Annotated in this window: 16 protein-coding genes; 7 read left to right on the forward strand and 9 right to left on the reverse strand. The window is 32.5% G+C overall.

The features are described 5' to 3' along the window. Positions 1-536: 536 nt before the first annotated feature. The 5 genes from ACYEKI_RS04570 to ACYEKI_RS04590 all read right to left on the reverse strand — a co-directional run bounded on the left by ACYEKI_RS04570 (position 537) and on the right by ACYEKI_RS04590 (position 7,433). Positions 537-1,589 (reverse strand): UDP-glucose--hexose-1-phosphate uridylyltransferase, encoded by a 1,053-nt coding sequence (locus ACYEKI_RS04570; RefSeq protein ID WP_459209990.1) that lies wholly within the window; start codon positions 1,587-1,589, stop codon positions 537-539. A gap of 115 nt (positions 1,590-1,704) precedes the next feature. After that, positions 1,705-2,136 (reverse strand): YybH family protein, encoded by a 432-nt coding sequence (locus ACYEKI_RS04575; protein ID WP_459209991.1) that lies wholly within the window; start codon positions 2,134-2,136, stop codon positions 1,705-1,707. A 113-nt stretch (positions 2,137-2,249) separates the two neighbouring features. After that, a complete protein-coding gene (locus ACYEKI_RS04580) occupies positions 2,250-2,945 on the reverse strand; it encodes a zinc metallopeptidase (RefSeq protein ID WP_459209992.1) in 696 nt (231 codons plus the stop codon). 171 nt (positions 2,946-3,116) lie between these two features. Continuing rightward, complete coding sequence (gene ald, locus ACYEKI_RS04585) at positions 3,117-4,229, reverse strand: alanine dehydrogenase (protein ID WP_459210548.1); 1,113 nt, start codon at positions 4,227-4,229, stop codon at positions 3,117-3,119. 135 nt (positions 4,230-4,364) lie between these two features. Continuing rightward, positions 4,365-7,433, reverse strand: a complete 3,069-nt coding sequence (locus ACYEKI_RS04590) for a leucine--tRNA ligase (RefSeq protein ID WP_459209993.1) — start codon at positions 7,431-7,433, stop codon at positions 4,365-4,367. Between the two features lie 249 nt (positions 7,434-7,682). On the opposite strand from ACYEKI_RS04590, the gene ACYEKI_RS04595 reads away from it, so the two are divergent. Genes ACYEKI_RS04595 through ACYEKI_RS04620 form a run of 6 tightly spaced genes read left to right on the forward strand, consistent with a single transcriptional unit; the run spans position 7,683 to position 11,550 of the window. After that, complete coding sequence (locus ACYEKI_RS04595; protein ID WP_459209994.1) at positions 7,683-8,561, forward strand: cell division protein FtsX; 879 nt, start codon at positions 7,683-7,685, stop codon at positions 8,559-8,561. Positions 8,562-8,580: 19 nt separating this feature from the next. After that, positions 8,581-8,988, forward strand: a complete 408-nt coding sequence (locus ACYEKI_RS04600; RefSeq protein ID WP_459209995.1) for a hypothetical protein — start codon at positions 8,581-8,583, stop codon at positions 8,986-8,988. Next, positions 8,969-9,232, forward strand: coding sequence for a DUF3098 domain-containing protein (locus ACYEKI_RS04605; protein WP_459209996.1), 264 nt, complete (start codon positions 8,969-8,971; stop codon positions 9,230-9,232). Before ACYEKI_RS04600 ends, ACYEKI_RS04605 begins: the two co-directional genes overlap by 20 nt. Before the next feature lie 53 nt (positions 9,233-9,285). Continuing rightward, positions 9,286-10,080 carry an undecaprenyl-diphosphate phosphatase gene (locus tag ACYEKI_RS04610; RefSeq protein ID WP_459209997.1) on the forward strand — a complete coding sequence of 265 codons (795 nt, stop codon included), beginning with the start codon at positions 9,286-9,288 and terminating at the stop codon, positions 10,078-10,080. A 6-nt stretch (positions 10,081-10,086) separates the two neighbouring features. Continuing rightward, positions 10,087-10,788, forward strand: coding sequence for a tRNA pseudouridine(55) synthase TruB (gene truB, locus ACYEKI_RS04615; protein ID WP_459209998.1), 702 nt, complete (start codon positions 10,087-10,089; stop codon positions 10,786-10,788). Positions 10,789-10,818: 30 nt separating this feature from the next. After that, positions 10,819-11,550, forward strand: coding sequence for a hypothetical protein (locus ACYEKI_RS04620; protein ID WP_459209999.1), 732 nt, complete (start codon positions 10,819-10,821; stop codon positions 11,548-11,550). Here ACYEKI_RS04620 and ACYEKI_RS04625 read toward each other — a convergent pair. Beyond that, complete coding sequence (locus ACYEKI_RS04625) at positions 11,545-12,159, reverse strand: thioredoxin family protein (RefSeq protein WP_459210000.1); 615 nt, start codon at positions 12,157-12,159, stop codon at positions 11,545-11,547. The two genes, ACYEKI_RS04620 and ACYEKI_RS04625, sit on opposite strands and share 6 nt — an antisense overlap. A gap of 452 nt (positions 12,160-12,611) precedes the next feature. Between ACYEKI_RS04625 and ACYEKI_RS04630 the strand changes: the two genes are divergently transcribed. Then, entirely contained in the window at positions 12,612-13,187 is a 576-nt protein-coding gene (locus ACYEKI_RS04630; protein ID WP_459210001.1) for a DNA-3-methyladenine glycosylase I, read from the forward strand. A gap of 11 nt (positions 13,188-13,198) precedes the next feature. On the opposite strand, the gene aat is transcribed toward ACYEKI_RS04630, so the two are convergent. The 3 genes from aat to ACYEKI_RS04645 form a co-directional block, all read right to left on the reverse strand. Then, positions 13,199-13,837, reverse strand: a complete 639-nt coding sequence (aat, locus tag ACYEKI_RS04635) for a leucyl/phenylalanyl-tRNA--protein transferase (protein ID WP_459210002.1) — start codon at positions 13,835-13,837, stop codon at positions 13,199-13,201. A gap of 208 nt (positions 13,838-14,045) precedes the next feature. Next, positions 14,046-14,426: a DUF3127 domain-containing protein gene (locus ACYEKI_RS04640; RefSeq protein ID WP_459210003.1), complete on the reverse strand. Its 381-nt coding sequence runs from the start codon at positions 14,424-14,426 to the stop codon at positions 14,046-14,048. A gap of 7 nt (positions 14,427-14,433) precedes the next feature. Then, on the reverse strand, positions 14,434-15,309 hold the full coding sequence (locus tag ACYEKI_RS04645) for a flavin reductase family protein (protein ID WP_459210004.1): 876 nt from the start codon (positions 15,307-15,309) through the stop codon (positions 14,434-14,436). Positions 15,310-15,373: the final 64 nt, after the last annotated feature.

A 15,373-nucleotide genomic window follows, 5' to 3' on the forward strand; every position in this document is an offset into this window, starting at 1 on the left:
TTTCAATGAACATTACTTCTCTCGAAGCTTATTCTTGTTAAAACTTAAGGACTCGAACCTTAATTACCATCACCCGATGCTTTGTTTATTTCGTTTTGCGGATGCAAAACTAAAACTTTATTTCGTAACTCGCAAACTTTTTTTAAACTTTTTTTCGTTTCGTTTTTCTTATCAAAAACTCAACTCTTTTAGTGTCCCGTTTGAGCTTGCAAACATACTACTTTTATTTTTAGTTTTCCTAACGTTTTCTTAACTTTTTTTTCGATTATTTTTTGTTCGTTTTCCAAACTTCAAACAACCATCTTAGATCGATTTTCTTTCTGAATCTCAATCTTTTAAAGCTAATACTCTCATTAAATCCTCAATGAACTTTTGCCGCCCGACTTCGTTTCCTTTAGCCGTTTTGCGGGTGCAAATATACAACCCTTTTTTACTTCTACAAGCCTTTTTCCTATCTTTTTTTTAAAGTTTTTTCACCTACACACTTACACACCTATACTACAGCGCTTTATACACAAAAGTTTTTTTAAAGGTTTTTATACTTGACTTAGCTTTTCTGTTGCAAAGTATTTATTTCCTATTGTTCGCATTGTATTTGCTGCTTGTTCTGGTGTGATATCTCGTTGTGGACTCCCGAACATTTCATATCCCACCATAAACTTTTTTACTGTAGCACTTCTTAATAATGGTGGATAGAAACTCATATGCCAATGCCAATATTTATATTCTTTACCATCAGTTGGTGCTTGATGGATTCCACTTGAATAAGGAAAGGAGCAATCAAAGATCTTATCATACACTTTAGTTATATATGAGATTGCTTTCGCGAAAGCTGTCTTTTCTATTTCTGTAATATCTAGAATAGATTGTTGTTCTTGTTTAGGAATAACCATTGTTTCATATGGCCATATGGCCCAAAAAGGAACTACTATTATATAATATTCATTTTCATAAATGATTCTTTCCTTATGTTTTAATTCCTCTTTACTATATATATGTAATAAGGTCTCTTTATTCTTATTGTAAAATGCTTCTTGCTGTGTATCCTTTTTTACTACTTCGTTAGGTAAGGTAGACTGACTCCAGATTTGTCCGTGAGGATGTGGATTACTACATCCCATTATTGCGCCTTTGTTCTCAAATATCTGTACATAGTTAATATTTTCTTCATTTTTTAAAGCTTGGTATTCTTGTTTCCACACATCTACTACTTTCTTTATTTCACTCAACGTTAAATCTGCAAGTGTTTTTGAGTGATCAGAACTAAAACAAACTACTTTACAAATTCCTTGTTCTGCTTCTGCTCTTAAAAGTCCTTGATTGTATGAAAACTCTTTAGTCCCTTTTTGCAATGCTGCAAAATCATTTGTGAATACATATACATCTTTATATTCTGGGTTCTTTTCTCCATTAGCCCTTTTATTTCCTTTACATAAATAACATTCTGGATCATAGGCAGGTTTTATATTATTTGCTATTTCTTCGCTTTTACCTTGCCATGGTCTTTTGGCTCTATGTGGAGAAACTAAAACCCATTCTCCTGTTAATGGATTGTATCGTTTGTGTGAGTATTCTTGGAGGTCTTTCATTATTTAATACAATAAGGATCTTTAGCGTTTAAAGATCCTTATTCATTATTAGTTTATATGATAGTATATTATTTGTTTTATATACTTTTTTATTCTAATCGGGATAATTTTGATATTAACATGAGGTGTCTGCAACAATTTTCCATTCTCCATCTATCTTTTTGAAGATAATCATAAACACACCATCTGCATTTCCTACTTTTCTGGTTAAGTGATATTCTCCCATTACCCAATATACTCCTTCGCCTGCTTTGGATATATCATTAACTTTAAATTTTAATATTCCTGTATGTGCTTTACTAGGGTATCCTTTTTTATAATTATCTAAGGTTTGCTGCCATCCCTTGGTTAATCCATTACTACCGTAAAACTTTAATTCATCAGATTTCCAGTATCCTTTCATGAATCCTTCTAAATCATGATTTGACCATGCTTTTTCTTGTGCTTTCATTATAGCAATGATTGCTTTTTTTTCTTCGGATTCTGTTTGTTGTGCTTGACAAAAGAATGATGTCATAATTAAACAAAGGACTATTAGCTTTTTCATCTGATGTTATTTACTGAATTTATATAATACTATTACTTAATTAAAACTATCGTATCAAAATTGTTATTTCTGTATTTTACTTTCAAATAAGTAATGGTATAAACTCGTTTTGGTTAATCTCTATTTCTACCTAAAAATAGGAAAATAAAATACATCAATGTCGCTAATGATCCTAATGCTGCTACTAAGTATGTTCTTGCAGCCCATTTTAAGGCGTCTTTTGCTCCTGCATGTTCTTGTGCGGTAAGCATATTTGTATTTTCTAACCATGCTAAAGCTCTATTACTTGCATCATATTCTACAGGTAAGGTAATCATACTAAAAGCTGTTGTTACTGCAAATAGTAAAATTCCTATTAAAAATACTATATTCCCAAAAGTTGATGCCGTTGCTGTTAATATCAATCCTGCCATAATGACCATATTAGCAAACTTACTTGCTATACCTACCACTGGTACAATTTGCGAACGCATTGTTAACCAGCCATAGGCTTGTGCATGTTGTACCGCGTGTCCTACCTCATGTGCAGCTACAGCCGCAGCCGCAGCATTACGTTGATGGTATACAACTTCGCTTAAATTGACTGTTTTATCTCTAGGATTATAATGATCTGTAAGTTGTCCTCTTGTAGAAATCACTTGCACATCTGTGATCCCATGATCTCTCAACATCTTCTCTGCTATTTCTACTCCAGTCATTCCGTTTTGTAAATACAATCCAGAATAATGTTTAAACTTACTTTTTAATTTGTTACTCACATAGGAGCTTATTAAAAATATGATTCCTGCTATTACATAGTATCCCATCATAATTTATTTCCTTTTGTTGTTTTTGTTTCTACATTATGTTTTTTAAAAATACAATAAACTCAAAAATTCTTCAAATCTGTCTTTCCTATTTCGTTATACTTTATAGATTAAAAGCAAAAACCTCGCCATTTGACGAGGTTTTTGCTTTTTATAGTATTATGTTACTTTATTCTATAAGTAATCATTTACTTCTTTAAGTGGTAAATCAAATGCTTCAGAAATTGCTGGATATACTACGTCTCCATTAATTACATTTAATCCTTTCTTTAATGGTTCACTAGATGCACAAGCTGCTTTCCATCCTTGATTTGCTAATTTAACAGCATATGGTAAGGTCACATTTGTCAATGCTAATGTAGATGTATAAGGTACTGCTCCTGGCATATTAGCTACAGAATAATGTACCACATCATCTATAATATATGTAGGTTCTGCATGAGTAGTAGGTTTTGTTGTTTCAAAACATCCTCCCTGATCTACAGCTACATCAACTAATACGGTACCTGGACGCATATCTTTAAGCATATCGCGAGTAATTAATTTTGGTGCTTTTGCTCCCGGAATTAATACTCCTCCTATAATTAAATCTGCATCTTTTATATGTTTACGAATATTATATTCGTTTGAGAATTCAGTTTTTACATTAGCTGCCATTACATCATCTAGGTAACGTAAACGTTTCATGCTAATATCCATGATCGTTACATCTGCTCCCATTCCTGCTGCCATTTTTGCAGCTTGTGTTCCTACAACACCTCCACCTAATACAATTACTTTTGCTGGTGGTACTCCTGGTACTCCTCCTAAAAGGATACCTCTACCTTGTAATGGTTTCTCTAAAAATTTAGCTCCTTGCTGAATAGACATACGTCCAGCCACCTCACTCATAGGAGTTAATAATGGTAAACTACGGTCTGCTTCTTCAACAGTTTCATACGATACACATACCGATCCATTTTCTATCATTGCTTTGGTCAATACCTCGCTTGACGCAAAATGGAAATATGTAAATAACAACTGATCTTTCTTGATCAATTTGTATTCTGGCTCAATAGGTTCTTTAACCTTAATGATCATTTCTGCAATACCATATACTTCTTCTATAGTAGGAAGCATTTTTGCACCTGCATCAATATACTCACTATCAGGAAAACCACTGTGTAATCCTGCGCTTTCTTGAACATAAACTGTATGTCCATTTTTAACTAGCTCCATAACACCGGCTGGAGTAACTCCTACACGGTTTTCGTTATTTTTTATTTCCTTAGGAACACCAATTATCATATTGTTAATTTTTGGTCTAAAATATATGTTATCACAAAATATTCCAACTAAAAATTTCATAAAAAACAATTTATTATTGCTTTTGAATTTCTAGTTTGTCATATTCATAATTTATACTCTTTTTTGCTTGTCTTTTTAACCTACAATGTTTACAATTTTACCTGGTACAATAATCACCTTTTTAGGAGTACGCCCAGCTAATTGTTGTTGTGTCTTTTCATGAGCCATTACTGCTGCTTCCATATCTTCTTTACTCATATCTAATGGTAACTCCATTTTAAAACGCATTTTACCATTAAATGATATAGGATATTCTTTTGAGCTTTCTACTAAATGTTTTTCTTCAAATACTGGAAATGCTACTGTTGCTACAGAAGTTTCATTACCTAGTTTATTCCATAATTCTTCTGCAATATGCGGTGCATATGGTGAAATCAATACTGTTAATGGTTCTAAAATTGCTCTAGAAGTACATTTTTGAGCGGTTAATTCATTTACACAAATCATAAAGGTACTTACCGAAGTATTAAAAGAGAAGTTTTCTATATCTTCTTCGACCTTTTTGATCGTCTTATGTAATGTTTTAAGATTATCTTTTGTAGGTTCTGCATCAGTCACTCCAAATTCTTCTCCGTTATGATACAATTTCCATAATTTCTTTAAGAAGTTATGTACACCTGTGATTCCAGCTGTATTCCATGGCTTAGCTTGTTCTAGTGGTCCAAGGAACATTTCATATAAACGTAACGTATCTGCTCCATAGTCTTCGCAAATATTATCTGGATTTACCACATTATATTTAGACTTAGACATTTTTTCTACTTCACGTCCTACTATATATTTTCCATCTTCTAATATAAATTCAGCATCTTTGAATTCTTCGTATCTTTTATCTGCTTTTGAAACTTCAATATTTAATTCGTCTGTTGTTCCCTTTAGATAGTTAACATCTACATGAATCGTTTTATTAACTTCAAACCTAGTTCTTTCATCAATTCCTAACTCTACAACTAATTCTTTTAAAGATCCAATTTCATTAGCTGCAAAGAACGCAGGAAGCTTCCCTGATTGCTTCTTTATAATATCTTCAACCAAGCTATACGAAATAAACGTCTTCTTAAATTTTTCTTCAACAAACTTAACATACTTCTCCCTCTTCTCATTATCGTCTAGATTAATAACATCACTTTCTAAATGATCATCATAACCTTCATTTATATTAAAATCTACTGGTAAACTATTAAACTTCAATTCATACATAAAAGCACTTTCTCCCAAAATCATTCCTTGATTGATTAGCTTTTTAAATGGCTCTTCAACTGGGATTAGTCCTTTATCAAATAAGAATTTTGTCCAGAAACGAGAATATAACAAGTGTCCGGTAGCATGTTCACTTCCTCCTATATATAGGTCTACATTTTGCCAATAGTCTAATGCTGCTTGATCTGCAAAAGCCTGATCGTTTTGTGCATCCATATAACGGAATAAATACCATGAGCTTCCTGCCCATCCTGGCATTGTATTTAATTCTAATGGAAATACTGTAGTATTATTGATTTCGCTATTTGCTACTACTTTATTATTTGTTGTATCCCAAGCCCAAACATCAGCTCTTCCTAATGGTGGTTCTCCTGTTTCTGTAGGTAAATATTTTTCTACTTCTGGTAATTGAATTGGCAAATGTTCTTTTGCTATCATTTGTGGCATTCCGTCTACATAGTATACTGGGAATGGCTCTCCCCAATAACGTTGACGGCTAAATACTGCATCACGTAATCTATAGTTTGTTTTTCCTTCTCCTTGTTTGATTTGCTCTAATTCAAAAATAGCTCTCTTTGTTGCTTTTTTGTAATTCAATCCATCAAGGAAATCTGAATTTGCTATTACCGTATTAGCTTTATCTGCATATGCTTCTTCAGAAATATCTACTCCTTCAAAAATATTTTTGATTTCAGGCATACCATTAGTTCCTGCGAAGTGCTTTGCAAAATCATAATCACGTTGATCTCCACATGGTACTGCCATTACAGCTCCTGTTCCATACCCTGCCAAAACATAATCTCCGATCCAGATAGGAATAGGTTCTTTTGTAAAAGGATGTTCTGCATAGGCTCCTGTAAATACTCCACTAATAGTTTTTACATCTGCCATACGCTCACGTTCGCTACGTTTTGCTGTAGCTTCGATATAGGCTTCTACTGCTTCTTTTTGTTCTGGTGTTGTAATTTGTAATACCAAATCATGCTCTGGAGCAAGTGTCATAAATGTTACTCCGAAAATGGTATCAGGTCTCGTTGTAAAAACCTCTACTGTAGCCTCATGATCTTTTACATTAAAAGTCACACTAGCTCCTTCTGATTTTCCTATCCAGTTACGTTGTGTTTCTTTAAGCGCATCTGTCCAATCTATATGGTCTAGCCCTTGTAATAAACGTTCTGCATATGCTGAAATACGCATACTCCATTGTGTCATCTTTTTACGGATCACAGGATGTCCTCCACGCTCTGATATTCCGTTAACAATCTCGTCATTTGCCAAAACCGTTCCTAAAGCAGGACACCAATTTACTTCAGTTTCTGCTAGGTAAGTTAATCTATATTGTAATAAGATTTCCTGTTGTTGCTTACTATCAAAAGCATTCCACTCTGCTGCTGTAAAGGCTACTACATCATCATCACATACGGCAGTAACTGCTGTATTTCCTTCTGCCTCAAAAATTGCAACTAATGCTGCAATATCTTTTGCTTTATTTGCTGTTGTATCATACCATGAATTAAACAACTGGATAAAAATCCATTGTGTCCATTTATAATATTCTGGTGCACTGGTACGTACTTCTTTTGACCAATCAAAAGAGAATCCTATTTTATCTAATTGCTGTCTATATCTTGCTATATTATCTCTAGTAGTGATCGCTGGATGTTGTCCAGTTTGTATAGCATATTGCTCTGCTGGTAGTCCAAAACTATCATATCCTTGTGGATGTAACACATTAAATCCTTTGTGTCTTTTATATCTTGCATAGATATCACTTGCTATATATCCTAGTGGATGTCCCACATGTAATCCTGCTCCTGATGGATAAGGAAACATATCTAGTACATAATATTTTGGCTTTTGGCTATTTTCTTCTGCTCGAAAAGTTTGCTCTTTTGCCCAATAGGCTTGCCATTTTTTTTCTATTTCGTTGAAATTATAACTCATATAGCAGCATTATTTCTTGATCTTGTTTTATTGAATTGAGGATATAAAACTCATTTTCAAATCATGACAGGATCATTTCTTGAATATCTTCTTTTTAATTTGGCTGCAAATTTACAATTTTATGGATAGCTTATTTTGGATTTTATAGGTTTATTTATGCTATATTTTAAGTTTTCTGAGATAAGTAAAAAGTGTTGCACGATTATTTGCTCATTCTTTCTTATTTTTACGACAAATTAGGATCTGTATATGAGCTCATCTTTTGAAAAGTATCAAAAACGTAGATTAATTTCTTCTTATTTTTCTGTGGTTATCAGTATTTCTTTAGTCTTATTTCTTTTGGGACTATTAGGGTTATTAGTGCTTAATTCTAAAAAAGTTGCAGATCATTTTAAAGAACAGATTGCATTGACTATATATATTAAGGACACTGCAAAAGAAATCGAAATTAAACAACTCGAAAAAACATTAGCACTTGCTACTTATGCCAAGTCTACTGTTTATATTTCTAAAGAAGATGCTGCCGAAGCTCATAGTAAAGATATAGGGGAAAACTTTATGGATTTCTTAGGATATAACCCTTTACAAAATGCCATTGATGTTTACTTAAAGGCAGATTATGTTTCTAACGAAAAGATTGAAGAAATCAAAAATAGTATTTCACAACGAGAGTTTGTTGATGAAGTTGCTTATGATAAACCTTTGATTTCTTTATTAACGGATAATATTAAACGTATCAGTTTCTGGGTACTACTTATTAGTACTTTGTTTACTTTTATCGCTGTTTTATTAATTAACAGTTCGATTCGTTTATCTGTATATTCAAAACGCTTTATTATTAAAACGATGCAAATGGTTGGGGCGACTAAGCGTTTTATCAGGCTTCCGTTTATCTGGAAAAGTATTCGTTTAGGAATGATCGGTGCTTTGGTTGCTATTATAGGTGTAGCTGTTGTATTATTTTATTTAGACAAATCTTTTCCTGAATTAGGTTTACTTAATGATCCTATCTTACTTGTTTTCCTTTTTAGCGGTGTTTTTGTAGTAGGTGTTATTATTACCTGGATCAGTACTTTCTTTGCTACGCAACGCTTCCTTAATTTAAGGACTGACGAGTTATATTTTTAAGATTTATCTTTTTTATCTTATGAAAAAATTAGCTAGAATTTATTGGTCTGTTTGTGGTTTGCTTTTTATTGCATTTATGTATGTGATGATACAGACTTTTAAACCTATACGTAATGTTACTGCTGATCAAGTTATCCCTATTTCTGGTAAAGTAACCACTATTCAAGAGGGAGCTGGTTTTGATATTTATTTTACGCTAGAAAACGATATTCATCACTATTATATTAATAGAGGTTTGAAGGAGCAATTAACTATTGCTGATTTACAACAAGATATTTTAAATAAAAACGTTACTTTGTACGTTATTGATAGATGGACCTTATTTACCAGAGATGGTGTTACTGGTCATATCTCAAAGTTAATGCTCAATGATCGCGTTATTTTTAACGAAATAGAAAATGACATCCATGAAAAAACAACAAAATAACTCTACTCATCAACCTGACTTTGTTTTTAAGAAAAAGAACTATGTAGTAATGGCTATTGGTTTGGCTGTCATTTCTCTTGGTTTTATTCTAATGTCTGGTGGTGGTAGTGATGATCCTAATGTTTTTAATCCTGAGATTTATAATTTCAGAAGAATTAGATTGGCACCTACTTTAGTTCTTATCGGTTTTGCTATCGAAGTTTATGCTATTTTATTAGATCCTGATAAGAAGGAATCTGAGTAATTCATATCTTTGCCCGCTTGATACGGCATTAGCCTTTTGACACTTATTATATTATGAATACTATTGATGCTATCATTTTAGGTATTATTCAAGGTTTAACTGAATTTTTACCTGTTTCTTCTAGTGGTCATTTAGAACTAGGTAAAGCTTTATTAGGAGACCAAAGTGTTCCTGAAGAGTCTTTGCTATTTACTGTTATTTTACATTTTGCTACCGCATTAAGTACTATAGTAGTATTTAGAAAGGATATTTTTGCAATCATTAAAGGATTGCTTCAGTTTAAAAAGAACGAAGAGACTTTATTTTCTGTAAAGATTATTGTTTCTATGATTCCTGCTGTACTAGTAGGTCTATTTTTTGAAGAGCAACTTGAACAATTATTTGGTGGAAACATTCTTTTTGTAGGTGTTATGCTTTTAATCACTGCTGTTTTATTATGGTTAGCAGATAAAGCAAAGGATACGCTTAAATCCGTAAGTTTTTCAAATGCTTTTATTATTGGAATTTCGCAAGCGATAGCTATGCTTCCGGGTATTTCGCGTAGTGGAGCTACTATCTCTACTTCTGTATTACTTGGTAATGATAAAACTAAAGCTGCTCGTTTTTCATTTTTAATGGTTATTCCTTTAATTTTTGGAAAGATTGCCAAGGATTTACTTAGTGGCGATTTAACATTTTCTTCGGCTAATAGTTTACCTTTATTATTAGGTTTTCTTGCTGCTTTTTTATCTGGTCTCGCTGCTTGTACCTGGATGATTTCTTTGGTCAAAAAGAGTAAGTTATCTTATTTTGCCGTATATTGTGTCATTGTTGGCTTAATTGCCATTAGTTTTGGTTTTATAAATTAACCCCCAATGCAAACCGAACAAGATTTTAAGGATGGTCAAATCCTATTGATTGACAAGCCCCTAGAATGGACTTCATTTCAGGTGGTTAATAAACTACGCTGGTTAATTCGCAAACAATTTAAGATCAAAAAGATTAAAGTTGGACATGCAGGAACGCTTGATCCACTGGCTAGTGGTCTTTTAATTATCTGCACTGGAAAATTCACCAAACGTATCGAAGAATTACAAGGTCAAATAAAAGAATATACTGGTTGTATCACACTGGGTGCTACTACTCCTTCTTATGATCTTGAAACCGAAATTGATCAAACTTTTCCTACTGCTCATATTGATGAAACACTTATCCATGAAACTACTAAAGCTTTTATAGGTGAGATTAAACAATATCCTCCTGTATTTTCTGCTTTAAAGAAAGATGGAAAAAGGTTATATGAATATGCTAGAAATGGAGAAGAAGTAAAAGTAAACCCAAGAATGATTCACATTGCTGAATTTGAAATTACTAAAATCGAAATGCCTAATGTACATTTTAGAGTAGTTTGTAGTAAAGGAACGTATATTCGTTCTCTCGCTTATGATTTTGGTAAGGCTTTACAAAGTGGTGGTCATTTAAGTGTTTTACGCAGAACTAAAATTGGGGATTACGACGTAACAAATGCTATAAGTCCTAAAGTATTTGAAGAACAATTACAGGCAACACCTATATAAAATATTTTCTTTTTTTAACGTTATAGAGTTATGGATCTTATCGAAAAACACAAGGCTTTAATTATCACCATTATGCTAATGGGTATTTTTATATTGAGTCTAGCTAATATAGGTCTATCAAAAAGTATTCAACAGAAAAAAGAACTGCTTGTAGAAATGTCTGCAGAAAGTTTTGTTGAAGAAAAAGCTCCAGAAGAAGAAAAAGAATCTGATCCAATAGAAGAACGTAAACTTATTGCTGCAAAAAGAACACATCAAGCGCATAATGAGGATTTAAAAAACTTTTCTGATGATGCTTTTGAAGAGCGCTATAAAGCCTTAACCGAAAAAATAAGTGCTGGTACCAAAGGACAATCTGAGCAGTTATTAACTGCTAATGATGGTGCATCTTCTTCTTTAAATAAAAATATTGAGCACGATGACACTTCTAAAACTCAAGGATTAAAAAACGATGCTGCACCTGCCAATACTAATGCTGATACTAGAAGTAGTTCTATTACTTATACCTTAAAAGATCGTCAAGCAGATGATTTACCTAATCCTGTATATACTTGTGAGGGAAGTGGTAAGATTGTTGTGCGTATCAAAGTGAATCAATACGGATATGTTACTTCTACAAAAGTTAATTCAAAAAAGTCTACGACTAAGAATCAATGCTTGATTGATAACGCCTTATTATATGCAAGAAAAGCTCGCTTTTCTGATGCAGAAAAAGACGAGCAATTGGGCTTTATTACATATTACTTTAACTATCAATCATAATAATTTTGATAGATCGTCTGCAATATTTTTTCCTTTATCTTTATTGTACCACACTTGTAATGATTCTTTAAATTCTGGATCTAATTTACCATGAGCTTCTTTATAGTCATTTACCATCTTTGTAGCTTCACTTGGTCTTGGTCCCCATGAATTTACGATTTCTTTACTTTGAGTATTATATGCTATCAACTTAGGAATAGCTTTACCTCCATTTGTCAAAAAGTTATTCATTAACTCATCATGTTCATCTCTTGATATCACTTTTAAGTCAATTCCATCATTAGCTTCTGCTAATTTATTGATCACTGGTAATGACTGTGCTGCATCTCCACACCATCCTTCTGTTAATACTAACCAAGTAATGTTTGTTTCTGCATTTTTAAATTGCTCAATAATGGCTTCGTCTATCTTTAATGTTTTATCCAGCCTTTTCATTCTACGATCATTAAGCATGCTATAATTAGTCAAAGCCTCTGATTGTGTCAATCCTGTAGATTTGTTTTCTTTGACTAATTCACTTACCAATGCTCTGTATTCTTGATAGCTTTGACCTTGTTCTATTCCTTGTTCTATTAATGTAGTAACAGCTGTCTGTGTTGTTGATTCCATAGTATTATAATTGGGGGTTGTTATTTCACAAAAAATAAGACGTAAAACTATTCAAAAACTTACTTTTTTCAAGTCTTAATCTTTTCTTAATGTATTTTAATACCATTACTCAATTAAAATTACCATATTAAAATTGTTATTTTTGCATTTTACTACAAAATAAAATATCACCGTAGCTTTGGCTATGCTTCAATTTTATTTTTTGTAAAACATCAAAAATCTTCAATTTCCCTACATGATACTTTCAAATAAGAAATGGCATAAGCTATTATAAATCAACTCTTTTACTTGATTCTTTTCGATTTTAATAGCAACACAAGTTAATTTTTAACTTCTAGTTTTTTTATGATTAAAATCAGTCCTTCATTTTATAACATAATTTTACCATTAAAAACCTTTGTCATTCTTATATTTGGAATCTCTTTTCTTTATTTTTTAATACATTTAAAATTATGAGTACACATAAATGTGGTTGGTGTCTAGGTGATGATCTATATGAAGCTTATCACGATCATGAATGGGGTGTTCCTTTACATGATGATCATTTACTTTTTGAGTTTTTGGTACTAGAGACTTTTCAAGCAGGACTAAGTTGGATTACTATTTTGCGTAAACGCGAAAACTTTAGAGTTGCTTTTGATCATTTTGATTATAAAAAGATTGCATTGTATACTGATACCAAAAAAGAGGCCTTATTACAGGATGCTGGTATTATAAGAAATAAGTTAAAGGTTAATGCTACTATAACCAATGCTCAGGCTTTTATGAAAATTCAAGAAGAATTTGGAAGTTTTGATGCTTACATCTGGAAATTTGTAGATTTCACTCCTATACAAAACTCTTGGAAAGATTATAAAGAAGCTCCAGCTAATACTGCGCTTTCTGATGCTATTAGTAAAGATTTAAAAAAACGTGGATTCAAGTTTGTAGGAACTACTGTAATGTATGCTTTTATGCAAGCTATAGGCATGGTTAATGATCATGCTACGACTTGTTTTAGATATAACGAAGTAGCTTTATTAAAATAATATTATACTATTCATGATAAAAATTTCATGAATTCGTTTCTAGAAATTTCTCTAGCTCCCATACTTGCAAGGTGATCTGTATATATTTGACAATCGATCAATTGTACGTGTTGACTTTGCAAGTATTGGACAAAAGCAATAAAACCATATTTTGATGCATTACTTACTTTTGTAAACATACTTTCTCCACAAAAAACACCTTTTTCTTTAAGCCATATACCATACAATCCACCTACCAATTCTTCTTCTTTCCAAACTTCTACTGATGTGGCATACCCTAATTGATGCAAATTATTATAAGCATCTTGCATCTCATTAGTAATCCATGTACCATCTTGATCTACTCGATCTATTTGAGCACATGCTTTTATAACCTCATCAAACGCTTTATTAATCGTTACTGTAAAAGCTTGTTTACGGATTAATTGTTTCATGCTCTTACTGATCTTTAACTCTTCGGGAAATAATACCATTCTAGGATCTGGTGCATACCATATAATCGGTTCTCCTTCGTTATACCACGGAAAAATACCACTATTGTATGCTTTTATTAATCGCTCACTAGATAGGTCTCCCCCTATAGCCAAAAGTCCATCTTCATGGGATTCTGATACCTCAGGAAATTGTGTTGTTTTCGTTAATATGTACAAAATTTTAATTCAAATACTATTTAATCCTTAACTCTTGTTTGAAATTACCAAAAAAAATGCAATCTTTGTTATAACCTTTTAAGATAAATTTTGTTCATCATTGCTTTTTTGAGTTTTTCTAAGAGGTTAACCTAAAAACCACAATATGAAAAGTCCGATCGTATAGATCGGACTTTTTACTTTTTATCTTATTTTTTGATTTTACTGCCTAGAAAGGTAGATCATCGTGATCTTCTTCTTTAAAATTAGTAGCAGGTTCAAAAGCATCTGTTGGTGGCGGTGTTGACATTCCTCCTGGAGCTCCTCCCATAGGTTGTAAGCTCTCGATACGCCATCCTTGAATAGAATTAAAATACTTAGTTTCTCCTTGTGGATTTACCCACTCACGTCCTCTTAAGTTAATTCCTATCTTTACGTTTTGCCCTATCTGGAAACTATTTAATAGGTCACATTTATCTTGAATAAACTCAACTAAGATATGTTGAGGGTATTGCTCTTCTGTAGTGATTACAATTTCACGCTTTCTAAACCCATTTGTTCCAAAGGTTTGCGTCTCACCAACCATCTTTACTTTACCTTGTACTTCCATTTTAATATTATTGATTTGCAACGATTATGTTCCACGCAGTATCCACATCCTCTTTTTCTAAATACTGCTGCGCAAATTTATGAATTTCTATTTCGTTTGCATTAGTTATTTGTGCTTTAATTTCAGAATTTATTTTCAAAAACGCTACGGCCTCTTCTTGAGTTGGTAATTTTTCTACATTAGCTAATTTACCTAAATCATTACCTGTAAAGATTTTACTTAATCGTATTTCTTCTGGTAATTGATCTACTCCTATACCTAGCGTAGTTAACGGTTTTTGGATTTCAAACATCCCTCGATTTGCTCTGCTATACCAATTACCGCCCATACGAGCTACTAAATCTATTTTATGTTGATCTATTTTTCCATCTGCATCTAATACTTCTTCTTTTACATGCATCAATACTACTTCGCAAATTACCAAATTTCCAGCTCCTCCTTCATCTCCCATAGCAATTACATCATTGACTTTACATTCAAATTGTACTGGTGCTTCTGCTACTCTAAACGGTTTTACTTTTTCTGAAGCTAACATCCCTAGACCTGCTTTTTCAAACTCATTAACACCAGTAGGATATTCTGTACTTGATAACGACATTTGTTGCACTATATCATAGTTTACTACATTTATTACTACTTCTTTTGTCGCTAATGCATTTTCTAATGTATGCTTTGTACTATTATCTCTTACTCTACGTGCTGGAGAAAATATAAGTATGGGTGGATTTGCACTAAAGACATTAAAGAAACTAAACGGTGATAGGTTTGCATTACCTTGATCGTCTATAGTACTAGCAAAAGCTATTGGTCTTGGTCCTACAGCTCCTAGTAACATACCGTGTAATTTTCCTGTAGTAACTGTCTTGGGATCTATCGTAATCATGTATAAATTCTTGTTTGCTATTCTTATAATTATCGTATAAACAAAGGTACGGATTACTTCTTCT

This window comes from Aquimarina rhabdastrellae (assembly GCA_947387485.1).
In the GTDB taxonomy this organism is placed as follows: domain Bacteria; phylum Bacteroidota; class Bacteroidia; order Flavobacteriales; family Flavobacteriaceae; genus Aquimarina.